Origin of the sequence: Streptomyces coerulescens (assembly GCF_042657965.1) — a bacterium.
Lineage (GTDB): Bacteria > Actinomycetota > Actinomycetes > Streptomycetales > Streptomycetaceae > Streptomyces > Streptomyces coerulescens.
In genome coordinates this window covers 19,850-44,707 of the sequence record NZ_JBHSKM010000044.1, presented here as the reverse complement: position 1 = coordinate 44,707, position 24,858 = coordinate 19,850, and the positions used below count along the sequence as shown (strand labels likewise).

The window sequence follows — 24,858 nt, the reverse complement described above, 5'->3', positions numbered from 1 at the left end:
GTGACAAGGGACTTTTCATGACCTGGCGGCGCCCGGGACCGACGACACGGGAGGAAAGCAACTGATGTGTTCGGTGAGGAAGACAGTGGTCACGGCCGCCATCGCGGCACTGCTCCTGGTGTTGACCATGGCCTGCACCCCCTCCGATGAGTCCAACGCGAAGGACCGCCCCTCCGCGGGCGCCGGCGACGGTGGTCGCCAGGGACCGACCAGTGACGAGGAGTTGGAGGAGTGGCGGAACGGCGGCTGGAAGGACTGGGACGAGGACCACTGGCCCCGCGGAGCGGCCGACTTCATCAACCCCTTCATCGACAATCTGTGGGACGCCGACCGACTGCGCGACGCCGACAGAACGCCGGACGACGAGCAGAAGCCGGAGATCCCGCCGGACGACGACGGCACGACCGACCCGCAACCCTCACCGGTTGAGGCACAGAGGCTGGACACGCCGTACCACGACGCTTCACCCGCCACAGGCAAGCTCCTGTTCGACATGCCCGACGGCCAGGCAGTCTGCTCGGGGACCGTGGTGAGCGACCCGGCTCGTCCTGGCAGAAGCAACCTGGTCTGGACGGCCGGCCACTGCGTCCACGCGGGCGCCGAGGGCGGCTGGTACCGCAACGTGATCTTCGTGCCGTCCTTCAACGACACAGGTCTGACCGGCTCCGCACTCCAGAGCGCCACCGAGGAGCAGCTGGCCCCCTACGGCACATGGTGGGCGACCGAGGCGGCCACCTCGCAGCAGTGGATGGACGGCGGTGGTGAGACATCGCAGACCAGCTCCGCCTACCCCTATGACTTCGCGGTCGTCGAGGTCACCGACCCGGACTCCTCGAAGTCCCTCGAGGAGACGATCGGCGCCTCGGTGCCGGTCTGGTTCGACGCCCCCACCTCGGCGGACATCGACAGCGTCGACGCCCGCGGCTACCCCGCGGCAGCTCCCTACGACGGCTACGGCTACGAGCAGTACCACTGCTCGGACGATCCGGTGCGGCTGTCACTCGACGCCGCGGCACCCACCATGCACCAGGTGGGCTGCACCATGACCGCGGGCTCCTCGGGCGGGGGCTGGTTGACCAGGCGACCGGACGGCAAGACCGCGCTGGTCAGCAACACCTCCATAGGCCCGTTGGACGACGACGGCTGGCTCGCCGGCCCACATCTGGGAGCGGAGGCCGAGGAGGTCTTCGACGGCGTCCGCGAGTAGCCCCTCGGGCAGCCCGGGGCGGAGCCGGGTACCGGAAGCCATGTCTCTTGAGTATCGGTTGCTCAGGTTTCCGGTCCCGACGCGCGACAGCATGGTCGTCAACCCGTCACAGACCCGGGCACGGTTCGCCCGGGACTGGTGTGACTGTTTTCCCATGCAAGGACCCCGCCATGTCCCTCCCGACAACCATCAAGGCCATTCCGGTACCACCTCGGGAATCGGCAACCGTCACGCATGTCGGCATCGGGGTGCTCAACCGCTATTTCCGGATTACCGAGCGGGGATCCCGCGTCTCGTTCGAGGTACGCGGCGGCATGGCGACCTTCTTCGCGATGGTGTACGTCGTCGTACTGAATCCGATCATTCTCAGTTCGGGTGTGGACGCGTACGGTCACCGCCTCGACGTCGGCCAGCTGGCCACCGCCACCGCCCTCACCGCCGCGTTCACCACGTTCCTGATGGGAGTGATCGGCAACATGCCGATCGCCCTGGGCGCGGGCGCCGGCGCCACCAGCATCGTCACGCTCCAGCTGGCGCCGAGGATGAGCTGGCCGGACGCCATGGGCATGGTGGTCCTCGCCGGCATCGCGATCATGATCCTGGTCGCCACCGGCCTGCGTGAGCGGGTGATGAACGCCGTGCCGACCGGCCTGCGCAAGGCGATCGCCATTGGAATCGGCCTGTTCATCGCGCTGATCGGGCTCGTGGACGCCGGCTTCGTCAGCCGGGTGCCGGACGCCGCGCACACCATCGTGCCGCTCCAGCTCGGGGCGGACGGTCACCTGACCGGCTGGCCGACGCTGGTGTTCATCACAGGGGCCCTGCTCACCTTCACCCTGATTATCCGCAAGGTGCCCGGCGCCGTACTGATCAGCATGCTCGCGACGACCGTCCTGGCGGTCGTGATCGACACCGTCGCCGGGGTCGGCCCCGCCGCATGGGGGCTGACCGCTCCGCACTGGCCGGGCAATCCCCTCGCGAGCCCGGACTTCGGGCTGCTGGGCAGCATGAGTCTGTTCGGGGGGTTCGGCGAAGTCGGTGTGCTGACCGGAGCGCTGTTCGTCTTCACCGTGCTGCTGAGCTGCTTCTTCGACGCGATGGGCACGGTGCTCAGCATCGGTGAGAAGGCCCAGCTCCTGGATGACAAGGGCAGGCTTCCCGGCGTCAACAAGGTACTCACGGCCGACGGTGTCGCGACCGCGCTCGGTGGCGCCGCGTCCTGCTCGGGCAACACCTGCTACGTGGAGTCCGCCGCCGCCGTCACCGAAGGAGCCCGCACGGGACTCGCCTCCATCGTCACCGGCCTGCTTCTGCTGGGCACCCTGTTCCTCACCCCGCTCGCGGCCATGGTTCCCGCACAGGCCGCAGCCCCGGCACTGATCGCGGTGGGCGCCCTGATCCTGGCCGGCGGCATACGGGACATCGACTGGGACGACCGTACGATCGCCGTCCCCGCCTTCCTGACGATGCTGCTCATGCCGTTCACGTACTCGATCACCAACGGCATCGGCATCGGCTTCATCACCTTCTGCCTGCTGCGGCTGGCCTCCGGCCGTGGGCGGGAGGTGTCCCCGGCGCTCTACGCGGCCTCCGCGGCGTTTCTCCTCTCCTACCTCATGCCGCAGTTCGGACTGGCGTGAGAGAAAGACCGAAAGACGGTGTTGACCATGATGGAGAACGGTTCGGCAGCCTACGGCCTGGCCCAGGGCAGTGCGACGGTGATCATCTCCCAGCGAGTCCCCCGGGGACGGGAAGGGGCGTACCGGCAATGGCGGAGCAGGACCCGGCGGATCGTCACGACGTTCGAGGGCTCCGAGCGCGCGGAGGTTCACCCAGGGCACGCGGCGGACGGCGAGCGGGTCACCGCGTACCGTTTCGCGAACCTCGGTCGGCTGACCACCTGGCTCAGGTCAGGGCCGGGCCGCTCCGTGCTGGCGGAGAGCACGTCCCTGTTCGCGGAACCGCCCACGCTGGAGATCAGGCTCGGTACGCCCTGGCAGGAGCACGGCAGCATGGTCGTCTCCCACCACCTGCGGCCGGAGTGCACGGAAGACTTTCTGTACTGGCAGCAACGGCTCCTTCAGGAACAGGAGAAGTTCCCCGGCTTCGGGGGAGCCGAGCTCTACCAGCCCGAGAAGGACGCCCAACTGCGGTGGGTCGTCTCGTTCTTCTACCGGACCGGCGCACATCTGAGGGGATGGCTGGAGTCCGATGTGCGTGCGAGCCTCCTCGACGAGGGCATGGGCTGGCTCGTGACCACCCACGATCGTTCGCCGGCCGGCGACGGAACCTGGCCGCTGGAGCACCGGTTGGAGTCTGCAGGTGCGGCACGGCAGATCACGCACATGGTGCTGGGGGAGTGGAGGATGGGCGGGGAGACCGCGCGATGGGTGCAGCTGGTCGTCTCCGAACTCGTCACCAATGCCGTCCTGCACGCCCGGCCACCCGTCTATCTGCACCTGCATCGGGAGGTCTTCGGACACCGTGTGTGGGTGGGCATCACCGACGGCGGTCCCCTCAATCGCTGTGCCCCGGAAGTCGTCAGCCGCGGCCTGGGCGAACACGGCCGGGGGCTGACCATCATCGACGAACTGGCCAACTCCCGTGGTGCGCGTCCTCATCCCGGAGGCGAGGTCACGCACTGGGCCCGGCTGTCCGCCCGGTGAGCCAGGGCTGCGGCAGGGCCGGGACATGGACCAAGTGAGTACCGCTTGCTCATGTGGGCCGATCTCTCCGGGTGCAGGGTGGTGCGCACGGCACAGCCCCTGACGTCCGGGGACCCCCACCGGATGTGAACGCAAGGAGTACGAATGCGAAGATCGGTCATCGCATTGGGAGCCGGTGTTGCTCTCGCCCTCGCCACCTCGCTGGCGGGTGTCTCCGCCGAGGCGGAGGTCGAGCCCGAGCCGGATGGAACACTCACTGTCTCCTCGTCACGGGTCGAGGTCGGTGAACCGATCACCCTGACGTATTTCACCTACCACCCCGATCCCGAGAACTGGGTCGCCCTGGAAAGCGACGGCGGCCCCGATGTCAGGCGTGCCCTGGCCCCGAGCGCCAAGGTGGGCACGGCCACCCTCTCCACCGAGGGCCTGGCTCCCGGCACTTACAGCGCCTCTTTCAGGGCGAAGGAGAACAGCGTCCTGCTGGCGGAGCCCGTCAAGTTCCGGGTGACGGCCGACGAGCCACTGCGCTTCCTGACGTCGAGCATCCCGCTGCGCAACGCCCGTGCGCTCGCCCCCTACAGGGCGACGGTCGGCGGCCTGGTCCGGCACGCGGGCGACGACCTGGCCTTCCGCAAGGTCTCCGGGCCCCGATGGGTCAGGGTCGGCAAGGACGGTTCGCTCTTCGGAACCCCGCACCAGGACGACGCCGGTCCGTCACCACAGAAGGTCACCATCGAGGCACGGAACGCGGACGGGGAGACCTCCACGGCCACCGCCGAGGTCCATGTCGGAAAGCCCGGCGCGCAACTCGTCCCGCATCTGCGGATGATGACGTGGAACATGGCCTACGGCGGCAGCGAGGTGAACGGCGCTCGTGACAAGCAGCTGGCACTCCTTCTCGACCACGACGTCGACGTCGTGGGCATCCAGGAAGGTGACGCCGACACCGCCAAGGAACTCGCCGAAGCACTGGGCTGGTACTACCAGCAGACCGAGGACGTGGATGGCGACGAGGATTCGGTACTCGGCGTCCTCAGCCGGTACCCGATCCTGTCGCAGCGGCCGGTGGAGGTCCCCTCCGAGGTGGGCGCGCTCGCGATGCGCACCATGATCAGTCTGGACGAGCACCACAAGCAGGACCTCGTCGTCTGGAGCACCCATCTGTTCTACGAGCCGTACGGTCCCTACGACGCCTGCTTCGGGCGCCTGACCGAGAAGGAGTTGATCGCGCGTGAGGACGCCTCGGGACGCACCGCGGAGATCAAGACGGTCCTCGCGGCAATGCAGCCCGACCTCCAACACGCCTCGCGAACCCCGGTTCTGCTGACCGGCGACTTCAACGCCCCCTCGCACCTGGACTGGACGGCGAGGACCAAACGCTGCGGTTCCACGTCGGTGGCCTGGCCCACGTCGATCCTGCCCGCGAAAGCGGGGCTGAAGGACTCCTTCCGGATGGCCAACCCCGATCCGGTCAGCGAGCCCGGCAACACCTGGTCCCCGATCTATCCGACGTTCACCGGCGGCTACGGCTATGACGACCACGTCGGCGAACCCGAACCGCAGGACCGGATCGACTTCGTCTACTTCAAGGGCGGGCTCTCGGCGCTCACCTCGGACGCTCTCGCCCCGGGCAACCCCGAGCCCGCGCCCCAGCACCGCGACAACCTCTACCCCAGTGACCACGCCGCAGTTCTCTCAGTCTTCCGTGTGCGCTGACCCATCCAGCAAGTGGTGGCCGGCCACTGATGCGGTCGGCCACCACTCTCACAGCAGGTTCCTCGGAGTTCGGCACCGGGTCGGCGATCCTGTGCCGGCACTCGTGTCGTGCCGCCTCGTCAGGAGACGACGAAGGTCAGGTAGACCTGTCCGTTCTGACTGCTGGGCTTCAGCGTCGTGGAGAGCGTTGCCGAAGTGGTCGCCTCGGCCGCGAAGGAACCGCCGCCACCTCCGCCGCCGCCGGAGAAGCTCGTACCGCCGCCACCCCCGCCGCCGCCACCGCCGTAGCCGCCGCCACCGCCGCCGCCCCCGCCGTTGGTGTAGCCGTTGCCGGCCCACATGCCCTCGCCGCCCTTGCCACCGGAGTCGATCGACTCGATGGTTCCGACGTTGGCCCACGGAACGGACGGTGAGGCGCCGTTCTTGGCGCGTACGGGGCCGCCCATCCCGCCGATTCCGTCGTTGCCCTTCTTGCCGTGCTTGGAGTCGGCTCCGCCGCCGCCCTTACCACCGTCCCCGCCGAAGCCCTTGTCGCCGGCCTTGCCGCCGCCTCCGCCGCTGGTCTTCGAACCGCCGCCGCCACCCTTGCCGGTGACAGCGTCCGAGGTTGCCACGGCCTCGCCGCCTCCCGCGCCGTTCGCGCCGTCGTGGGTCGTCCCACTGGCTCCGCCGCCGCCACCGCCGCCGGCGAGAGCCAGGACGTTCGTCGAAGTGCAGTGGCCATAGCCTTCGATACACGGCTTGGGACCCATGCTGCCGTCGGGCTTCTTCAACGCCTCCGAAGAAACGATGGTGGAGGAACCTCCGAGGCCGCCCACGCCCGTACCGCCCTTGCCTTCGTGTCCGACGTAATAGAAGAGGCCGGGGGTTCCGTGGTCCGAGACGTATTCGGAGACAGTGGTGGTCGTCCGGGCCATACCGCCGTTGCCGCCCTTGCCTCCCTTCGTGGTGTCACCGCTGCCCTGGGAGCCCCGACCTCCGTCGGCACCGAAGGCGGTGACGACCATCGGTGTCGCCCCCGAGACGGATGGATTCATCTGCCGTGCCTGCGCCACCGCATCGGTGATGTTCACGGCCGCATTTCCTTTGGCGGTGGGCATGCTGCACTGAACGCCTTCGCTCACCTCGACACAGGTGGGAGTGACAAAGGTGAAGTAGACCTGCCCGTCACCGCTGGTGGACGCGGGATCTGAAACCGGCGTCGCCGGACTCGTTGCCTGGGCCGCGTAGGAACCCCCGCCGCCGCCACCCCCACCCTCATGACTCGTGCCGCCACTGGCGCCGCCGCCGCCACCGCCATAGCCGCCACCGCCGCCTCCGCCGCCCCCACCGACGTAGCGGATGTCGGACCACATGCCCTGGCCGCCTTCACCACCGGAACCGATCGATTCGATGGAGCCGGCGTTGGCCCAGGAACCGGGGTCCGAGGTGCCGCTGTCGGACACGACGGGGCCACCCATCCCGCCGATGCCGTCGTTGCCTTTCCCGCCTCGCTCGGCGTCGGTTCCGTCGCTGCGCCTTCCGCCGTCACCGCCGACGCCTTCGTCACCTCCCCTGCCGCCACCGCCGCCGTCGCCCTTCGACCCGACATGGCCGCCGGCGTCGGCAACGCCGCTCGAGGCAGTGGCCGTGGCCTTACCGCCGTTCGCGCCGTGCCCACCGTTGTAGGTGGCCCCCTTCGCGCCGCTGCCTCCGCCTCCACCGCCACCGGCCAGCGCGAGGACGTTCGTGGAGGTGCAGTTGCCGTAGCCGTCGATACACGGTTTCGGACCCTCGCTGCCGTCGGCACCCGCGTCGAGATTCTGCGAGGAGACGATGGTCGAGGAGCCACCGAGTCCTCCCGCGCCCGTGTTCGCCGCTCCTTGGCGCCCGAGGAAGTAATACAGATCCGGGCTGCCGTGCGCGGAGGTGTAGGCCGAGACCGTGGTGCCCGTTTGGGCCGTACCGCCCTTGCCTCCCTTACCGCCGTCCGTCGCCTGCCCCTCGCCCTTGGCCCCCTGGCCTCCGTCGGCGCCGAACGCGGTGATGACCAGCGGCGTCGACTGCGAGACATAAGCGTTGATGTCGTGCGCTCGCGACACCAACTCGGTAAGGTCCACGCGCACATTGTCCGAACCGACAGGCGTGGCGCATTGCACGCCTCCGCTCACTCCCGTGCAGGAAGGCGTACCGGCACCGGCTGTGGCCGATGCCGAAACGGAAGGCAGCGCCGACGGTGGTGCGGAGGGGATGGCTGAGGACGAGGCCGACGCGGAAACCGAGGGAACGGCGGCATCCGTGGTCCCGGCCGATGCGGATCCCATGACAGCAGTGGGTACGACCACCGCTCCAATGAGCGCACCGACGGCTATCGTGCCGCCGATCAGATTGCTTTTCCTTCGTTTACCCATGGGAAATCTCCTTTGCGTTGACGCCTTTGAAAGCGGAGTTGGCCGGGCCGTCCATTCGACCGGCGGACTTACCGGCACTGCTCGCGAACCCGGCATGCATTTCTTGGCGGGCCCATGCAGCGTGGCAGCGTGCGGTGTGAACATGGGTCGGCCACATGGCCCCTCCGGTGGATGAAGGGCGAAAGCGTGGTGGATGACAGATGCCTGGGACGACGTCCGGACGCAGCTGGGGCCGATTCTGTCCACGGTGCGGTCGAGGATCGATCTGCGGCCAAAGCGGGTTCGTATTACGCCAGTTGGCACTGCCCAAGGGGACTGGGGCGCCTACGCTGCCGACATCAATCGACGGATGTGGCCGACGTGGCACCCGTGGAGGGCCAGTTCAGAACAATCAACTCGGGCCATTGCTCGCGCCACCGTGCTGCCTTGGTCTCATAGACCGCCCGTGGAGCGAGCACTGGGTTCGGCCGGACGACGAGGTTGAACACGTCCGACAGACCGTGCGGGGCATGGACGCGCCACCGGCCGGCCGCCTCCACACGTGTGTGCGCCTCGATCATGGGCATCAGCTTGGCGAAGATCGCGGGTCGGACCTCAACTCCGATGTGCTCGGGAAGCTCGGTCAGCGGAGCCGGGCCGTGCCGGTGGAAGAGGTTGGGGACGAGTACGTAGTATCCGTGCGCGGCCAGTTCGAGGGCCATCTCCCGCAGCACGGGTCGGATCCCGAACCCGTCCGCGTACATCAGCCCCCCGGGTGGCGCCCGGGACCGTCGGGGAAGGCGGCGAAAGCGTCGGACTGGCCGTCCGCGGTGGGAATGTGCAGCGTCTTGGTGAGCTTGAATCTCCTGTCGTCGCTGATGTGTCGAGCCTGTGATCAACATGACGGAGGCGCAGCCCGCGCGGCAGCGCAAGACCCTGGATACAACAGCGGGCCGGCACCATCGGCCCGTACGGCACTCAGAGGAGCACCGGGTCACCAGTCCGTGTGTGGCGCGATGCCGTCCCGGTAGTCATGGCTGGAGAACGGAGCCCACCGGGGAGAGCCGATGCCAGCTCCTCAGGCGACAGTGCTGTTCGCGAGATTGCTGTCGGTCGGCCGAATGATCCCGTCCATGCTCTCTAGGGTGTTGGAGACATCTGCCAGTGAGTGAACTGGCAGTGGAAAGTGTATGAGCTAGCCCAAGTGAATGAGTGGACGCTGCTATCTTGATGGAGAGTTGGAGCGTACTTGGAGGGTGAGTGAGTCAGGGTCAGGGTCAGGAGCTGGCGCCCGAGGCCGCGATGAACGCCACCGAAGCCCGTAAGGAGCTCTTCGCCCTGGTGAAGGCCGCCGAGGAGGGCGGGGTCACGACCCTGATCCACAAGCGAGAGGATCGCGCACTGCTGGCACCACTGGACCGGTTTCCGGCAGCCCGGCAGGCCGACGCCTTCCCCTCCCATGCACTCAGTGCGGCGCAGAAGGACTTCGGTGACCTGATCTCGCGGGCCGCGCACGGCGAACCGCAGGTGCTGCGCCGGAGCCGTACACCGGTCGCGGTGCTGCTGCCCGTCGACGCCCACTCTGCATCCCATTCGTCCGGTCCGGCCGCAGCCGCCGGTGCGGAGCCCGCAGGAGGTGCGGTGAACAGCCAAGGCACTCAGGGGCGCGGCAGCGCACCGCGCATGCTCGCCACGCTGGGCGACACCATCGGTTCCGTGCTCGCCTCCGGCCCGGCCGGCGGCCCCACGTTCGGGCTGCCAGGACTCGACGCGGCAACAGGCGGGCTGCAGCCGGGCCTGCTGACACTCGTCGCGGCGCCACCGGCCGGGGGCGGAAGCCTGCTGGGACTGGCCGCCGCCAGGAAGACCGCGCTCGTCGACGGCCGGAAGGTTCTGTACGCCGCGTCGGGCCCGAACCGTGCCGACATCTTCCGCCGGATCCTCGCCGCCGAGACCGGCGGCGACTACCCCCGCCTGAAGCAGGGCCGCCTCACCGAGCACGAGCAGCAGGCCGCCGAGCGGCTCCGCCAGCAGGCCTCCGTGCTCCTCATCGACGACGGCAGTGACCTGACTGCCGAAGCCATCGCGGAGACCGCCCCGCACGTCCAGGACCTGTCCCTCGTCGTCGTCGACCGGCTCCAGGCCGCCCACAACGCCCGCCTGCCGCTGTCCGGGGACCGACTCCCCGGCGCCTCCCAGGTCCTCGCGACCCTCGCGCGCACCCTGCACGTACCGGTCCTCGCCGTCGTGGACAGCGCCGATCCCACCTTCCTCGGTCTCCTGGACGCCGACGTCACACTGACGCTCGCCCCGACCGACGACCCTGCCAAGGTCCAGGTCACCGTCGCGGAGCGGGACTTCGGCGCGATCGGCACGGCGTACCTGCGCCCCGATCTGCTGCACGCCCGCTTCCTCGACGCCGGATCCGCCCCCGTCGGCACCACGGGCAGCGAAGGTTCCGCCCGGAGTCTCGGCACTGCCATGGAGCGCGAGTTGGCCGAAGCCGCGCTTCCCTACACATCCGGCGCCCGACAAGGGCTGCCGGCCTCCCTCACGCATGTGCTGGCCGCGCTGCGCGCCGCCCTGGCCAACGGGGACCAGGAAGCCCTGGCCGACCTCAGGCCGTCCCTGACCCAGACGGCCGCGGCGCCACAGCCGCTACCTGACGATGCCGAAGGACGCCGCCTCGCCGCCGCCCTGAACGCCTACAACACCACCGTGTCCGCCGGCGCCCCCGGGCAGCCTGCCGCCGTCCCGCCCGCCGCGGACAGCGCGCACGTCCCGGACGACGAGGGCGATGACGAACGAGAGCAGGAGATTCAGCCGGGGGATGAGGAGGACGAGCCGGACAGTGCACCGTTCCCCGCGTTGAAGCTCCTCAAGGACGCGGTCGCCCGCTCGAAGATGCACCCGATCAAGGTCATCCGCATCGAGGACCGGGAGAGCGGTCCGTGGCCGCTGATCAGTGAGCGCATGGACGGCGAACCGCGCTGGGTCCATCCCGAGGCCACCAGCACCCGGGTGCCCTACATCCGGGAGAACGGAAAGCGGGTCCGCCGCGATCAGCTCGCTGTCCCCGCCGCCTTCGGTGACGGGCTGCTGTGCCTGATCGACCGCAACGGCAGCTACCCGTCCGCGTGTTCGGCCGTCCCCCTGGCCCCGAACAAGCTGCTGCACACCGGGCCCCTCGCCGCGTTCGACAAGGCCGGCGCCGGAATCTACCTCATCGACATCCCGGAGTGGACCCGCACGGACATGCCGCACCCGCTGGGCCGGATCATCGACCGGCCCGACGAACACGGCCGCGTGTGGGTCACCACCCCGCACATCAAGCAGTTGGAGAGGCTCGTCCGCGACGGCCACCTCGCCGCGATGCCGGCCATCCACGACTCCTGGACCGGGAAGGCCAACGAGTCCCTGTTCAAGCCCTTCTACGCCGCCGCCCGCCAGGCACGTATCGAACTCGTGCAGGCCGGCGGCGCGCCCTACAAGGCCTACAAGACCCGGCTGTCGATCGCGCTGCGCCTGCTGTGGCCCAAGCGCGAGGAGCAGAAGTCCCCGTTCTGGCGGCCGGACTGGCGTATGAGCATGGTCGCCGAGGCCTCCGTCCGTCACTGGACCACGGCCTTCAAGGCGGTCCAGGAAGGCCACACGCTCATCGCCCTGCGCAACGTCGACGCGGCCGTCTTCTGGACACCCGACGACACACCGCCCGCCACGTACCGGATCGGGACCGGCTTCGGTGAGGTCAAGGCCAAGTTCATCCAGCCCGGCGAGATGATTCCCGAGGGTGACGACTGATGGCCGGGCCCACCGGCCACGGAGGATCCCTCGGCGCCGCCCTCAACGACCTCCTGCGCACCCAGGTGACCCCGCGCCACCGGCTGTCGACGTACCACGCCAAGCACTGGCACGCCCAGCTCAGCCAACTCACCGGAACCCACCGCGGATACCAGGCCCTGGAAGAAGCCGGCCTCGACGTGACCGTCAAAACGCTGCTCAACTGGCTGTCCGATGCCGAATACAACATCCGCCGCAGCTACCGCGACCTCATCCACACCGCCTACGAGAACGTCGCCATCGTCCCCGCCGACCCGATCCCCGACCGTTTCAAGGACGGCGACTTCGAGATCAGCGGCTGGGTCACCACCGGCAGCGACCGACGCGAACGCGGAACACGCGCCGCCGCGCCCCTGCGGATCGACGGCGGACAAGGCGACTGGGGCGCCATCGAGGCACTCTGGCTGGCCGGCGACCTCACCGATGTCGACTTCGAGGACCACTTCATCGATGACGTCATCGTGCAGGACATCGGCGAAGGCACCGACGGATGGACCTTCGACGGAGGCAACTACTCCGTCGAACTCAGGTGACCCACGACACGTAGAACCCGCGTATGCGCCAGCCCTGAAAGACCCGCGCCAGCACTGATCAGGTCGCTGGCGGCCGTGGTCGCGGTGGTGCCGCTAGGACGCGTATCGAGTCGTGCTCAACGGGTGGTCCTGGTGAGGTCTTCGATCCAGATCATCGAGGCGCGCAGGTGGAGACTGGCGAGGTAGCTGTCGGGAGTCTTCTCGTATCGGGTGTCTCACCGTCCCGGTTCCGGCCTCCTGGTACGTCACGCTCTGGGGCGGGTGAGGCACGTGGAGCCGACGTGAGCCGACCGGTGCACTGATGTCCGGGCGGGGACTCATGGGACATGGCCCGGCACCCGACTCAGGTTCCGGGGAGGATGCGGCGCGTTTCGTAGGCCCACATCGCGATCTCGACCCGGTTGCGGGCGCCGAGTTTGGCCATCAGGCTGGCCAGATGCGTCTTCACCGTGCTGAGGCTGATGTGCAGTGCATCGGCGATCTCGGTGTTGGTCAGCCCGCGAGCGACGGCGAGGAGCACCTGCTCCTCGCGGGCGGTGACGGGGGAGACCGGCTGGGCCACGGGCCGGCCGGCGGGCAGGTCCGCGAATGCCTGGAGCAGACGGACGGTGACGCTGGGCGCGATGAGCGCCTCACCGTCGGACGCCGACCGTACGGCCTGCGCCAGAAGGTCCGGTCCCGTGTCCTTGAGGAGGAATCCGCGGGCGCCGGCACGCAGTGAGCCGTAGACGTACTCGTCGAGGTCGAACGTGGTGATGACGACCACGGCCAGCGGGTCGGCGACGCCCGGGCCGGCGACCAGCCGGGTGGCCTCGAGCCCGTCGAGTGCGGGCATACGGATGTCGAACAGGCAGACGTCGGGGCGTAGTTCGCGGGCCAGACGTACCGCTTCGTGTCCGTCGGCGGCCTCGCCGACCACCTCGATGCCGGGCTGGGCGTTCAGCATGATCCGCAAGCCGGTGCGGATGATCGTCTGGTCGTCAGCGACGAGGACGCGAATGGACATCGCTCGCGCTCCTCGCTCGCGGCAGTTCGGCTTCGACATGCCAGCCCCGGTCAGTACCCGGGCCGACTCGTAGTGTGCCGCCGAGCAGGGTCGCGCGCTCGCGCAGTCCGGTAAGTCCGTATCCGTCGCGACCCCGGCCGGTGCGCCGGCCGTTGTCGCGCACGCTCACCCGTACCGTGTGCCGTTCCGCGGCGACCCGAACGACGAGCTCGGTCGCGTCGACGGCATGGCGCAGCGCGTTGGTCACCGACTCCTGCACGATCCGGTAGACGGCCGCGTCCACGGCCGGGGGCAGCGCGTCCAGTTCGCCTTCGAGCCCCAGGTCGACCCTGAGGCGACCACCCGGGGTGCGCACCAGGCGCTCCAGATCCGCAACTCCGGCAGGGGGCGCCAGCTCGGCACCGACCCCGCGGTCGCGCAGCGCGGCGACCATGGCGCGCATCTCCTCCAGCGTGCGCGCCCCTTCCTCCTCGACCCCCTCCAGCGCCTTGACGGCGGCCGACGGGTCGGCGCCCGCGAGCACCCCGCCCGCCTGGGCGATGATCACCATGGCCGACACGTGGTGGGCCACCGTGTCGTGCAGTTCCCGGGCGAGCTGCTCGCGCTCGCGGGAGCGTACCTGCTCCAACTGCCGCTCGCGAGCGGTCACCCAGAACCGCACGGCAGCCCCGACCACGCCGGGCAGCAGCAGGAAGACGAGGCCCACGACCTTTTCGACGACGGGGGTCTCGTCCGCGACGACACACAGCACGCCGACCGCGAGGATCACCGCGCCGCCCAGCACGATCTCGCGTCCCGATCCCCACCGGGGCAGCGCGTACACCAGCACGAGCACGACCGCGCCGGTGTACAGGCCGACGGACTCGCGCTGTGCGGCGACGAGCGAGGCCACCTGAAGCAGGGTCACCGAGCCGAACGCCAGCGTCACCATCGCCAGCGGGCGGGTCCGGCGCCACAGGAGCAGCAGGCACAGCCATACGGCGAACACCACCGCCACCGGCCGCCACACGACGTTCTCCCGCAGGGCGGCCTCCAGCGTCACACCGGCCAAGCCCGCGGCGAGCAGCGCCCAGTCCCGCCGCACCCGGGCGGGCGCGTCGGGCGGCCCGGGTTCGGTCCACAGGGTTCGCAGGTCGTCTCGGAGCACGGTTCTCAGCCTAAGGACCGCGGCGTGTCGCGCATCGGCCGAAAGGATGGGTCGTCACTCCACCCCGGGGCCGACGGATCCGCGGCCCGCGGGCCGATGCCACGGAGCGCCGTGGCGACGAGCCTTGCGCATCGGCGGCCGTACAAGGACGGCCGACGAGGTGGTTGGAGGACCCGATGCTCTCGAAAGCCCTGTTGCGCCTGGGCGCAAGCGCCGCCCGCCATCCTTGGCGGGTGATCGCGGCATGGCTGATCGCCGCCACGCTCGTCGTCCTCGCCGCCGTAGCCTTCGGCGGTCGTACCGCGGACTCGATGACCGCTCCCGGACTGGACTCCCGACGGGCCGCGGAACTGATCGAGCGAGCAGGCACCGGCCAGGAGGGGATGACCGCCCAAGTGGTCGTCACCCCCCTCGACGACGGTGCGACGTTCTTCGACGACAGCGCGCGCACCGCTCTCACGCGGTTGCAGACCGAGGTGAAGCGGCTGCCGCACGTGCTCGGCACGAGCGACCCGGCGCTGGCACTCGACGCAGGCCGGGACACCGCCGTGCGCGGCGGACTTGTCTCGGCCGACGGACGGATCGCGGTCGTCCGGGTGCAGTACCCCGACCAGAGCCGACTGTCGGCCGAGGACCTCGACGCCCTCGTCGATCTCGGCGACCGGCTGCGCGCCGAACTGCCGCTGCGCATCGAGATGGGCGGGAACCTTTTCTACGCCTTCTCCGACGCCGACGGCGGCGTGAGTGAGCTGATCGGCCTCCTCGCCGCGGCCGCGATCCTGTTCCTGGCGTTCGGTTCGCTCGTCGCCGCCGCGCTGCCGATCGGCATGGCGGTCTTCGGGCTGACCGTCGGGGTCGCCACGATGACGCTACTGGCGGGGGTGACAGAGGTCCCCACCTTCGCACCGGTCCTGGGCAGCATGGTCGGGCTCGGAGTGGGCATCGACTACGCGCTGTTCGTGCTCGCCAGGCACCGGGAGTACCTTGCGCGCGGGCTCGATCCGCACGAGGCGGCCGGACGAGCGGTGGCAACGGCGGGGCGGCCGGTGGTCTTCGCCGGCGGCACCGTCGTCGTGTCGATCCTCGGCCTGGCGGTCGCGAACGTGCCGTTCATGACGGTCGGCGGGGTTGCCGTCTCGATCGTCGTCCTGATCATGGTGCTCGCGTCGGTGACGCTGCTGCCGGCCTTCCTCGGCGCGGCGGGCCCGCGCCTGGCCCGGGCCGGCCGGATCGGCCGGGCTCTGCAGACCAGGAAGCCGGGCCGACTCGCACGGCGGCGGGACCCGGCGGCAGGCGCCGCCCACGCCGCCGGGTGGCGGCGCTGGATCGGGCACGTCAGCCGGCACCCGGTGCCCTACGCGGTCGGCGCGGCGGGGCTGCTGCTGATGGCGACGCTGCCCGTGCTCGGCCTGCGCGTCGGCCTGCCCGACGACGGCTCACTGCCGCAGAGCCGTACCGAGCGCCGGGCCTACGACCTCGTCGCCGAGGGGTTCGGCCCGGGCATCAACGGTCCCCTCGTCATCGCCGCGGACCCCTCCGGTGATCCGGGAGTGGTGGACCGACTCGTCGGGGCGGTCGCGGCGGATCCGGGCGTCGCATCCGTGGCGCCGACGCACATCGACCGGGCCACCGGCGTCGCGACCCTCGTGGTGTTCCCGACCACCAGCCCTCAGGACAAGGCCACGGCCGACACCATCGCCCGGCTTCGCACGGACGTGCTGCCCACGGCGATCGGGCACGGCCCGGCCAGGGCCCACGTCGGCGGCGCCGCCGCGAGCCTGTCCGATGTGGGCCAACGCACCAGCCAACGCCTGCCGGTGTTCGTCGCCGCCGTGCTGGCGATGTCGTTCCTGCTGCTGATGCTGGTCTTCCGCTCGATACTCGTACCGCTCAAGGCGGTACTGCTGAATCTGCTGAGCATCGGCGCGGCCTACGGCATCATGGTCGCGGTCTTCCAGTGGGGCTGGGGAGGCGCACTCATCGGGCTGGAAGCGACGGTTCCGATCGTCTCGTTCATCCCGATGTTCCTCTTCGCCATCCTGTTCGGCCTGTCGATGGACTACGAGGTGCTCCTCCTCTCCCGCGTACGCGAGGAGTACCTGCGCACCGGCGACAACGGCACGGCGATCGTCGAGGGCGTCTCGCGCACCGCCCGGATCATCACCTCGGCCGCCCTCATCATGGTGGCGGTCTTCCTGTCCTTCGCCGTCGCCGACGACCCCTCCACCAAGATGTTCGGGCTCGGCCTGGCCACCGCGATCTTCATCGACGCCACGGTCGTACGCATGGTGCTGGTACCGGCGACCATGACACTCCTCGACCGGACCAACTGGTGGCTGCCGAAGTGGCTGGACCGGCTGCTTCCCCGCGGCCCGGTCGGCACCGACGACACCGACGCGGAATCCACGGGTGAAGCCCCGCGTCCACGGCTGGTTGACCGTTGACCAACTCCTGCCCGCCCTTGGCGCGTCCGGCACCTCAGCGAGTCACCCAGGGGCATACCGAGTCGTGATCAGCGAGTGGGCCTGGTGAGGTCCTTGATCCAGATCATCGAGGCACGCAGGTGGAGACCGGCGAGGTAGCTGTCGGGAGTCTTGTCGTATCGGGTGGCGATGCCTCGCCATGCTCTGAGCTTGTTGATCAGGAGTTCGACGGTGTTCCGCTCCTTGTAGAGATCGGCGTCGTGGCTGACGGGTCGGCCACCTCTGGAGCCCTTCTTCTTCCGGTTGGCGGCCTGGTCCTTCTTCTCCGGGATGACCGCCTTGATACGGCGTTTGCGCAGGTGGGCGTGGTTTCCGCGGGACGAGTACGCCTTGTCCCCGGCGACCGCGCCCGGCCGGACGCGGGTTCGGCCGACGGGCCCGCGTACCCGTACCTTCTCCAGGGCGGTGACGACGTCCTCGTCGAGGTGCATCCCGGCCGCGTCGTGGTGGGCTCGGGCGGTGGTGGAGTCGATGCTGACCAGGGACAGGTCCGCCTCACCCCGCTTCGCGGCTTCCGTGATCAGGCCCTCCAGCAGGGCCTCGAAGACTCCGGCGTCACGCCACTGCCGGAAGCGGTTGTGGACGGTCGACCAGGCGCCGAACACCGTTGGCATCTCCCGCCACTGCCCGCCCGTCTTGAACCGCCAGATCACGCCCTCGAACTGCTGTCGCAGTCGCTCGGGGTACAAGCCGTACTCGCCGATCGGCAGGTACGGCTCGATGAACTCCCAATCCGGATCGGTCAGTTGCACTCGCGTCACGTAAGACCGCCTATCGGACCGGACCGTGCCACGAAGGCACATCCCGCAAATTGATCACGACGCGATACCGCCCTAGTGCCGTGCATGGACTCGCTCAACGAGCGGCAATGCAAGTCGGCCGTGCCGCGGCACCGTCGTCCTGGCTGGGCATGAGCGAGCCTTCGCCTCCCGCATAATGCCGGCTGTGAAGGCTGGGGACTGCTCAGGATGCCTGTTCGCTGCGTCATTTACCGGGTTCCTTGCAGAAGGCCCCGGCGTTCTCGCCGGGGATGAACGCATCTCAAGACTGCTCTGACGTGCATTCTCGAGCGGACGTTTTTTGCGGCTCGATGTACTGGCGGACGACTGCCGAAGGTGCTTCGCCGCACGATGCGGAGAAGGCGAGGGCGTCCACAGGTGCGCTTGCATGATGGCGCGGTTGATCCGGCCGGTGAACTCCCACGTCAACGGGGCGCCTCTGAATTGAATCCGAGGCGCCCGCTGTTGGGCCTGGAGCGGGGGACCTTGTGGTCCGTTCCGTGACCTGAGTCGAGATCAGGCCTGGCGATGTGCGCGCGACCACCAGGTCCCACCGGCCAGAGGCCTACTGAGCCGTGATGGTTCAGAAGGCGAACGCCGATGCTCCTTGGGTTTCCTTGATGCAGGAATTGGCGAATGTGTGCTCGTAGTTCACGCGCGTGCCTCGCCATACGCCTTGGATGGTGACGACCACGGGCCGGTACTCCTTCGTGCAGGGCCGCCCCGAATCATTTCCGCGGAGGGTGGCCAGGCGTCCGAGGTCCCCGTTCACGCGGTCCAGTTCCGCACAGGCTTGCCGCGGGTCGGGGTGAGTTCCCGAGGTGGTGTAGGCACAGTTCAGTGTCACCGCGCGCTCCGGCGTCGTGGTGACGGCCTTCTCGCCGTGGCCCGTGGTGAAGACCAGGGCCGAGGGGGCGTACAGCGATGCCGGGGCGCTGTGGGCGGGCGTACTCAGGGGTCCCGCCACGGCTGCGGTGAGCAAAGCTCCTGACATTGCCCAGCGTGCCATCGGTCGCATGGTGTGTCTCCCTTCTCCTTGCGGTGCTGAAGGCTTCGAAGTACCCGTCCTAATGCCTCCGTTTCAGGGCGGACAAGAATGAACAACCCTCATCGCTTCAATTCGGACCAAATTGCTCGTTGAATTACTGGCTTGATTGATTGACCGGCCTCCAAGGCCGTGGAGGTGAGGGGTCTTTCGTGCTATCCGTCGGGCGCGGGTGTGGCCGAGGTGCCCGGGGTGCGAAATGGCCTGAATGCTGTGAGCCGTGCCTTGGGTGCCGTAATGCGCTCGTGTGCGAGTCGGATCCTTGGTGCTCAGCTCTCGTCCTCGTCGAGGCCGAACGCCTCCGGGAGCTCCAGCAGGGCGTCGCGCCAGGTTCCCTCGGGTTCCTTCCGGGCCGCGTCGCGAAAGAGGTCTGCGAGGCGATGCCGATCCTGCGCACCGAGACGGTGAAAGAGGGATGCCGGGTACTCGAACCATCTGGACGCCGCGTCCGGTGAGGCTTCCTCGTCCGTGCTGGTGTCCACTGCTGCCACAAGATGCGCCATGGCCGCCGCCAGAGTGCTGAGCAGCGGATCACTGAGGGAGGAAGCGGGCCGCCGGTGTCGCTCGCGAACCGGCCCTGAGGCGAGATCGTCACGAGAGACGTGATCGGGCAGATTCTCCGCGACTTCAACGAGGTCAAGGCACTCGTGGGGCAGGCTGGTCTTGGATCCGTTCGGAAGCCTCACCAGCGCCTTTCCGTGCCGGTCTTCCAAGAAGACAACGAGTGTTGACGCAAGATCGCCAGGATTCATGGCGTGAACCGTACTCCGGGATGCGGGAGTCCATTCGATGACGCCGGCCTGCGGATGGGGGCGGGAAGCGTCGCGGATCACCGCGTCGTCGGCGCCTGCGCGGCGAGGCCAGGCTCGCCTCCCTGGCCTGTTCGCATGCCGGCCTCGGTGGATTTCAGCCGCAGGATTGCTTGTTGGCGGATCGCTGAGGTTGCTCAGCCCTCCACGCCCGTGGCGCCGTGGGCTGATCCCACGGGCTTGGACTCCGGGGAGCCTCGTTGGGGCAGGTAGACCGACAGCACGGGCATCGAGGCGACGGTCAACAGCTCGGACTGCCAGTTCTGCAGGGTGGGGTTCCAGACGTCTGCCGCACCGAGTAGTCGCCTCAGTTCAGTGGGGCCTGAAGCTGCCGCAGCCGCTGTTCGTTGTAGGCGGCGACTCCCGTGATCGACTGGACCAGCCAGGACAGCAGGAAGACCGTGCCCATGCCCATGAGGAGGGAGTGCGAATAGATCGCCAGTCGCCAGCCGCCGACCTTGGCCCACTTGGGTGAGTCCTCCTTGGCGTACTCGCCGACCAGGTGCTCTTCGTCGGATTCCGTGCCTGCCTTGTGCAGTTCTTCGGACTCCAGGAAGCCTCGTTGCAGCAGCCGGACGGTCACGCCCACGTACAGGAAGAGCTGCAGGTACTCCGACTGCCAGTTCTCCGGGACGTCGACGGCGAAGTCGGCGAAGGTGACGTACTGGCGGCTGGCGCGCCCCGGTCCTCCCTCACCCGGCTGAATGAAACGCGCCCCCCGGCCAAAGACTCTTTGAGGAGTCTGACGGCCCGCGGGCTCGGGGCCGATCCGATCGACCGAACGGACGGTCACCAGCGACTTCTCCATGCGATCAGTGCTGGCAGTGCTCGCACCAGACCGTGCGCCGACCGGCGACGCGGCGTGCCCGCAACTCTCGGTCGCAGCGCGGGCAAGCCGGTTCGCGGTCGTCGCGATGACCAGTGAGCCAGGTTCGCCTCGGCGGTACGCATCCGGCGCGGGTGGACGTGGCGAGCACGCCGCGCATCGCCGTGAAGACATGCCGCGCCTCTGCGGCCTCAAGGGCCCTCGCCGGTCGCCGGGGCGCGACTCGGGCCCGCCAGAGGATCTCGTCGCTGAGCAGATTGCCGAGGCCGGCGATGAGGGACTGATCCATCAGCACGCCCTTGACCGCGCCCCGCCGCTCGGCGAGCAGGTCCAGGAAGTCCTCGCGGGTCATCTCCAGGGCGTCAGGACCGAGCCGGTCCAGCAGCCGCGCCAGTGCGTCTTGATCTGCGGCCAGCCGTATGCCCTGGAGCTTACGCTGGTCGCGGTAACGCAGCTGGCGTTCGTCATCGAGGGTCAGGACGACACGGTCATGGGCGACCGGCGGTTCGTCCGCGCGTGCGCAGACCAGTTCGCCCGTCATGCCGAAGTGCCAGATGAGGACGGGACCGTCAGCCACCGGGACGATCAGCAACTTCCCGTGACGCCACGGCCGGCCGAGCCGCCGCCCCTCCACCTCCCGGCGCAGGCGCTGGGCACTGACTCCGCGTAGTACGCCCGTGTCGCGCACCTCGACCCGCTGGACGCACCGGCCACTGCCGCATCCGTTCAGCACCTCACGGAAACCCTCGACATCGGGCAACTCCGGCATGGCTCACTCCCGGACCATGGGTGATCATGAACTTGAAGTGCTTGACAGCGCTTGACCACGTTGGTCGGTCGGCCCCCTCCGGTTATGGCCCATCACGTCTTCTCCTTTGGGCTGCAACCCTGCGGGGCCGTTCCGCTTCCGGGTACCCAGCACGGCCCGGTACGTGCGGGGTGGGCGCGGGCAGGCGTTACCTGAGGTAACTGACGGGAAGCGCGCCCATGGGGACCGGCGAGCAGGTGCCGGGACGGAGGCGCTCTGACCTCGTCCGCGCGCCTGTGGCCGTGGCGGTGGTCGGCGCGAGGTGGCGAGGGCTGGATCGACCGCCGTGATGTGGGTACGCGTGGAGACGCTCCGCTCGCCGAGGGTCTGCCGTCACGACTGGGGATTGATCGAAGTGTGCATTCTGAATGCGACTGCTTCTGATGCTGTTGCCTGTCCGCAGCTACCTGCTGAAACGCTCTGCCCATGATTCCGTCATCACGACACGCCGCTTCCGACTCGCCCGAGGGACGGACGACGGCCGTCGATGTGGTGGCCCTGGAAGCCGCGCTGCGCGATGCCGTCGATGGTGAGGTCCGCTTCGATGCGGGCAGCCGGGGGGCGTACTCCACGGACGGCTCCAATTACCGGCAGGTGCCCATCGGTGTCGTCGTCCCGCGCAGCGTGGAGGCAGGCGTGGACACGGTTCGGGTGTGCGCTCGCTTCGACGCGCCCGTGGTGTCCCGGGGCGGGGGCACGAGCCTGGCGGGCCAGGCAACCAATGCCGCCGTCGTGATCGACTGGACCAAGTACTGCCACGCGCTGCTGTCCGTGGACGCGGAGGCGCGGACCTGTGTCGTGGAGCCGGGGATCGTGCTGGACGAGCTCAACCGGCAGCTCGCTCCTTCCCGGCTGCAGTTCGGTCCGAAGCCGTCCACCCACAGTCACTGCGCGCTGGGCGGCATGATCGGCAACAACTCGTGCGGGGCCTCCGCACAGGCGTACGGCAAGACCGTCGACAACGTGCGCCGCCTCGAGGTCCTCACCTACGACGGGACCCGGATGTGGGTGGGTCCGACGTCGAAGGACGAGGCTGCCCGGATCGTCGCGGAGGGCGGCCGGCGCGCCGAGATCTACGCCGGGCTGGACCGCGTCATCACCGAATATCTGGCGGACGTGCGGCGCGGCTATCCGAAGATCCCGCGCAGGGTCTCCGGCTACAACCTGGACTCACTGTTGCCGGAGAACGGCTTCGACGTGGCCCGCGCCCTCGTGGGCAGTGAGGGCACGCTGGTGACGGTGCTGCACGCCGAGCTCGACCTCGTGCCCGTGCCGCCCCGCCTGTCCCTCCTGGCTCTCGGTTACGACGACATCTGCCGTGCGGCCGACGACGTTCCGCGCCTGCTCGAACACTGCTCGCCCAGCCAACTGGAGGCCATCGACGGTCGGATGGCGCAGCTGATGCGCGAGGAGGGTGCCTATCTCGACTCTCTCAACATGCTCCCGGAGGGCGACAGCTGGCTGATGGTGCAGTTCGCCGGCGACAGCCAGGAGGACGTCGACGAGCAGGCCCATGCACTGCTGCGCTCGGTGGGGCGCAGCGAGAAGGACACCACGGTTTCCTTCTCCGACGACCCCGAGCGTGAGGAGAAGATGCTCAAGGCGCGCGAGGCCGGACTCGGTGTCACCGCGCGCCCGCCCGACGACCGGGAGACCTGGGAGGGCTGGGAGGACTCCGCCGTCCCGCCCGAGCGCCTGGGTGACTACCTGCGCGACCTGAAGAACCTGTTCGCGGAGTTCGACTACGACCATCCCTCGCTGTACGGGCACTTCGGGCAGGGATGTGTGCACACCCGGATCCCGTTCGACCTGAAGAGCGCCGAAGGCGTGGCCGACTTCCGCCGCTTCGTGGAGAGGGCCGCCGACCTGGTGGCCTCGTACGGGGGATCCCTCTCGGGCGAGCACGGGGACGGCCAGTCACGCGGCGAGTTGCTGACCCGCATGTTCGGTGATCGGCTCATGGCTGCGTTCGGTGAGGTGAAAGCGCTGTTCGATCCCGGTGATCGGATGAATCCCGGCAAGGTCGTGGCCCCGAACCCGGTCGACGGGCAACTGCGCCTGGGAGCCGCTTGGCGCCCAGGCGACTCCGACACGCACTTCGGATATCCGCAGGACGACCATTCCTTCACCCGTGCCGTGCTGCGCTGCGTGGGGATCGGCAACTGCCGCAGCCACGAGGGCGGCGTGATGTGCCCGTCGTACCGTGCCACGCGGGAGGAGGAGCACTCCACGCGTGGGCGTGCCCGGCTGCTGTTCGAGATGCTCGGCGGCCACGGCGACTCGCCGGTCACGGGCGGATGGCGCTCGACCGAGGTGCGGGACGCGCTCGATCTGTGTCTGGCGTGCAAGGGGTGCAAGTCGGACTGCCCCACGGGTGTCGACATGGCGACCTACAAGGCGGAGTTCCTCGCCCACCACTACGCCGGCCGGCCACGGCCTGCTGCCCACTACTCCATGGGATGGCTGCCCCTGTGGGCGAGGCTGTCGCGCTTCGCCCCGGCGCTCGTCAACAACGCGCTGCGGGCCCCGGGCCTGGCCCGGGCCGGCAAGTGGCTGGCCGGCGTGGACGGCGCCCGCCAGGCACCGGTGTTGGCCGAAGAGTCCTTCCTCCAGTGGTGGCAGGCCCGCGGCTCCGACGCAGCGGATCCGGCCGACGAGCGGACCGTCGTGCTGTGGCCCGACACCTTCAGTACGTACTTCCACCCGTCCGTCGCGACCTCCGCCGTCCGTGTCCTCGAAGACGCCGGCTTCCGGGTCGCAGTGCCGACCGAGCCGGTGTGCTGCGGCCTGACATGGATCTCCACCGGCCAGCTCACCGTCGCGAGAAAGGTCCTGCGCCGCACACTCGATGTCCTGCGCCACTACCTGGAGGCGGGCACCCCGGTCATCGGCCTCGAACCGTCCTGTACGGCGGTGTTCCGCGCCGACGCACCGGAACTGATGCCCGCCGACCAGGACGTGCAACGCCTCGCCGGGCAGTTCCGCACCCTCGCCGAGCACTTGGTCCACCATGCCCCTGACGGCTGGCAACCGCCTGCGCTGTCGCGTCGCGCCACCGTGCAGACCCACTGCCACCAGCACGCCATCATGAAGGACGAGGCCGACCGTGAACTGATGCGCCGCGCCCATCTCGATGCCGACATCCTCGACGAGGGCTGCTGCGGTCTCGCAGGCAACTTCGGGTTCGAACGCGGCCATCACGAGGTCTCCATGACCGTGGGGGAACTGGGCGTCCTGCCCGCCGTCCGGGAGGCCGCTCCCGGCAACGTGGTCCTCGCCGACGGCTTCAGCTGCCGTACCCAGATCGAACACGGCGACACGGGACGCCGAGCCCTGCACCTGGCCGAAGCACTCGCGCTCGGCCTCGACGGAGCCCTCCCCGCCCACCAGCCCGAACGCCTGGCCCGGCGGCCGGTCGAGCCCTCGCGCGCCGCCCGATGGGCGACGACAGCCGGGGTTGCTGCCGTCACGGCAACGACCGCTGCAGCAGCCGTACGCGCATATCGAACGCGGAGCCGCCGCGGCCAGTAGCTCGCACACACAGTCGGAGGGACGTCTCCGGAACGACCAACCGCCACGACCGCCGACCCGGCGAACCCTCCCGGTCAAGCACTGGCGAGCCGT

15 protein-coding genes and 3 pseudogenes are annotated in these 24,858 nt (G+C 69.1%); 8 read left to right on the top strand and 10 right to left on the bottom strand.

The features are described 5' to 3' along the window. Nucleotides 1–64: 64 nt before the first annotated feature. From ACFPQ9_RS37610 to ACFPQ9_RS37595, 4 genes are all read left to right on the top strand, one after another. On the top strand, nucleotides 65–1,207 hold the full coding sequence (locus ACFPQ9_RS37610) for a trypsin-like serine peptidase (protein WP_380863438.1): 1,143 nt from the start codon (nucleotides 65–67) through the stop codon (nucleotides 1,205–1,207). A gap of 170 nt (nucleotides 1,208–1,377) precedes the next feature. Then, on the top strand, nucleotides 1,378–2,847 hold the full coding sequence (locus ACFPQ9_RS37605) for an NCS2 family permease (RefSeq protein WP_380863436.1): 1,470 nt from the start codon (nucleotides 1,378–1,380) through the stop codon (nucleotides 2,845–2,847). 27 nt (nucleotides 2,848–2,874) lie between these two features. Then, entirely contained in the window at nucleotides 2,875–3,873 is a 999-nt protein-coding gene (locus ACFPQ9_RS37600) for an ATP-binding protein (protein ID WP_380863434.1), read from the top strand. A gap of 144 nt (nucleotides 3,874–4,017) precedes the next feature. Further along, a complete protein-coding gene (locus ACFPQ9_RS37595; RefSeq protein ID WP_380863432.1) occupies nucleotides 4,018–5,589 on the top strand; it encodes an endonuclease/exonuclease/phosphatase family protein in 1,572 nt (523 codons plus the stop codon). 119 nt (nucleotides 5,590–5,708) lie between these two features. On the opposite strand, the gene ACFPQ9_RS37590 is transcribed toward ACFPQ9_RS37595, so the two are convergent. From ACFPQ9_RS37590 to ACFPQ9_RS37580, 3 genes and pseudogenes are all read right to left on the bottom strand, one after another. Continuing rightward, a complete protein-coding gene (locus ACFPQ9_RS37590) occupies nucleotides 5,709–8,123 on the bottom strand; it encodes a hypothetical protein (RefSeq protein WP_380863430.1) in 2,415 nt (804 codons plus the stop codon). Between the two features lie 194 nt (nucleotides 8,124–8,317). Beyond that, nucleotides 8,318–8,521 (bottom strand): annotated as a pseudogene (locus ACFPQ9_RS37585) (nucleotidyltransferase family protein); the annotation flags it as partial. Continuing rightward, a pseudogene (locus tag ACFPQ9_RS37580) lies at nucleotides 8,522–8,838 on the bottom strand (dienelactone hydrolase family protein); the annotation flags it as partial. Between the two features lie 380 nt (nucleotides 8,839–9,218). On the opposite strand from ACFPQ9_RS37580, the gene ACFPQ9_RS37575 reads away from it, so the two are divergent. Beyond that, the gene (locus ACFPQ9_RS37575) at nucleotides 9,219–11,759 is read left to right on the top strand and encodes a DnaB-like helicase C-terminal domain-containing protein (RefSeq protein WP_380863428.1); all 2,541 of its coding nucleotides are present in this window, start codon (nucleotides 9,219–9,221) and stop codon (nucleotides 11,757–11,759) included. Then, nucleotides 11,759–12,331, top strand: coding sequence for a hypothetical protein (locus ACFPQ9_RS37570; RefSeq protein WP_380863426.1), 573 nt, complete (start codon nucleotides 11,759–11,761; stop codon nucleotides 12,329–12,331). Before ACFPQ9_RS37575 ends, ACFPQ9_RS37570 begins: the two co-directional genes overlap by 1 nt. A 343-nt stretch (nucleotides 12,332–12,674) precedes the next feature. On the opposite strand, the gene ACFPQ9_RS37565 is transcribed toward ACFPQ9_RS37570, so the two are convergent. Together ACFPQ9_RS37565 and ACFPQ9_RS37560 are read right to left on the bottom strand one after the other, a co-directional pair. Then, nucleotides 12,675–13,337 (bottom strand): response regulator, encoded by a 663-nt coding sequence (locus ACFPQ9_RS37565; RefSeq protein ID WP_380863424.1) that lies wholly within the window; start codon nucleotides 13,335–13,337, stop codon nucleotides 12,675–12,677. Next, nucleotides 13,312–14,484 carry a sensor histidine kinase gene (locus ACFPQ9_RS37560; protein WP_380863422.1) on the bottom strand — a complete coding sequence of 391 codons (1,173 nt, stop codon included), beginning with the start codon at nucleotides 14,482–14,484 and terminating at the stop codon, nucleotides 13,312–13,314. Before ACFPQ9_RS37560 ends, ACFPQ9_RS37565 begins: the two co-directional genes overlap by 26 nt. A gap of 176 nt (nucleotides 14,485–14,660) precedes the next feature. Here ACFPQ9_RS37560 and ACFPQ9_RS37555 point away from each other — a divergent pair, with 176 nt between their 5' ends. Continuing rightward, nucleotides 14,661–16,928, top strand: a complete 2,268-nt coding sequence (locus tag ACFPQ9_RS37555) for an MMPL family transporter (RefSeq protein WP_380863420.1) — start codon at nucleotides 14,661–14,663, stop codon at nucleotides 16,926–16,928. A 68-nt stretch (nucleotides 16,929–16,996) separates the two neighbouring features. Here the strand turns inward: ACFPQ9_RS37555 and ACFPQ9_RS37550 are convergent, their stop codons facing one another. From ACFPQ9_RS37550 to ACFPQ9_RS37530, 5 genes and pseudogenes are all read right to left on the bottom strand, one after another. Further along, nucleotides 16,997–17,728 carry a transposase gene (locus tag ACFPQ9_RS37550; protein ID WP_380863418.1) on the bottom strand — a complete coding sequence of 244 codons (732 nt, stop codon included), beginning with the start codon at nucleotides 17,726–17,728 and terminating at the stop codon, nucleotides 16,997–16,999. Nucleotides 17,729–18,329: 601 nt separating this feature from the next. After that, a complete protein-coding gene (locus ACFPQ9_RS37545; RefSeq protein WP_380863416.1) occupies nucleotides 18,330–18,764 on the bottom strand; it encodes a subtilase-type protease inhibitor in 435 nt (144 codons plus the stop codon). 296 nt (nucleotides 18,765–19,060) lie between these two features. Further along, on the bottom strand, nucleotides 19,061–19,543 hold the full coding sequence (locus tag ACFPQ9_RS37540) for a hypothetical protein (RefSeq protein WP_380863414.1): 483 nt from the start codon (nucleotides 19,541–19,543) through the stop codon (nucleotides 19,061–19,063). Nucleotides 19,544–19,737: 194 nt separating this feature from the next. Further along, nucleotides 19,738–20,408 (bottom strand): annotated as a pseudogene (locus ACFPQ9_RS37535) (DUF6766 family protein). A 4-nt stretch (nucleotides 20,409–20,412) separates the two neighbouring features. Beyond that, nucleotides 20,413–21,195, bottom strand: coding sequence for an Fpg/Nei family DNA glycosylase (locus ACFPQ9_RS37530; protein WP_380863412.1), 783 nt, complete (start codon nucleotides 21,193–21,195; stop codon nucleotides 20,413–20,415). A 465-nt stretch (nucleotides 21,196–21,660) separates the two neighbouring features. Here ACFPQ9_RS37530 and ACFPQ9_RS37525 point away from each other — a divergent pair, with 465 nt between their 5' ends. Beyond that, nucleotides 21,661–24,765 carry an FAD-binding and (Fe-S)-binding domain-containing protein gene (locus ACFPQ9_RS37525; RefSeq protein WP_380863410.1) on the top strand — a complete coding sequence of 1,035 codons (3,105 nt, stop codon included), beginning with the start codon at nucleotides 21,661–21,663 and terminating at the stop codon, nucleotides 24,763–24,765. Nucleotides 24,766–24,858 lie beyond the last annotated feature (93 nt).

Bases quoted from the DNA above. Each gene is read 5' to 3' on its own strand.
- ACFPQ9_RS37545 (WP_380863416.1), bottom strand. From the start codon at position 18,764: ATGCGACCGATGGCACGCTGGGCAATGTCAGGAGCTTTGCTCACCGCA.
- ACFPQ9_RS37565 (WP_380863424.1), bottom strand. From the start codon at position 13,337: ATGTCCATTCGCGTCCTCGTCGCTGACGACCAGACGATCATCCGCACC.
- ACFPQ9_RS37540 (WP_380863414.1), bottom strand. From the start codon at position 19,543: ATGAATCCTGGCGATCTTGCGTCAACACTCGTTGTCTTCTTGGAAGAC.
- ACFPQ9_RS37555 (WP_380863420.1), top strand. From the start codon at position 14,661: ATGCTCTCGAAAGCCCTGTTGCGCCTGGGCGCAAGCGCCGCCCGCCAT.
- ACFPQ9_RS37595 (WP_380863432.1), top strand. From the start codon at position 4,018: ATGCGAAGATCGGTCATCGCATTGGGAGCCGGTGTTGCTCTCGCCCTC.
- ACFPQ9_RS37525 (WP_380863410.1), top strand. From the start codon at position 21,661: ATGATTCCGTCATCACGACACGCCGCTTCCGACTCGCCCGAGGGACGG.
- ACFPQ9_RS37590 (WP_380863430.1), bottom strand. From the start codon at position 8,123: ATGTTCACACCGCACGCTGCCACGCTGCATGGGCCCGCCAAGAAATGC.
- ACFPQ9_RS37530 (WP_380863412.1), bottom strand. From the start codon at position 21,195: ATGCCGGAGTTGCCCGATGTCGAGGGTTTCCGTGAGGTGCTGAACGGA.
- ACFPQ9_RS37600 (WP_380863434.1), top strand. From the start codon at position 2,875: ATGATGGAGAACGGTTCGGCAGCCTACGGCCTGGCCCAGGGCAGTGCG.
- ACFPQ9_RS37610 (WP_380863438.1), top strand. From the start codon at position 65: ATGTGTTCGGTGAGGAAGACAGTGGTCACGGCCGCCATCGCGGCACTG.
- ACFPQ9_RS37570 (WP_380863426.1), top strand. From the start codon at position 11,759: ATGGCCGGGCCCACCGGCCACGGAGGATCCCTCGGCGCCGCCCTCAAC.
- ACFPQ9_RS37605 (WP_380863436.1), top strand. From the start codon at position 1,378: ATGTCCCTCCCGACAACCATCAAGGCCATTCCGGTACCACCTCGGGAA.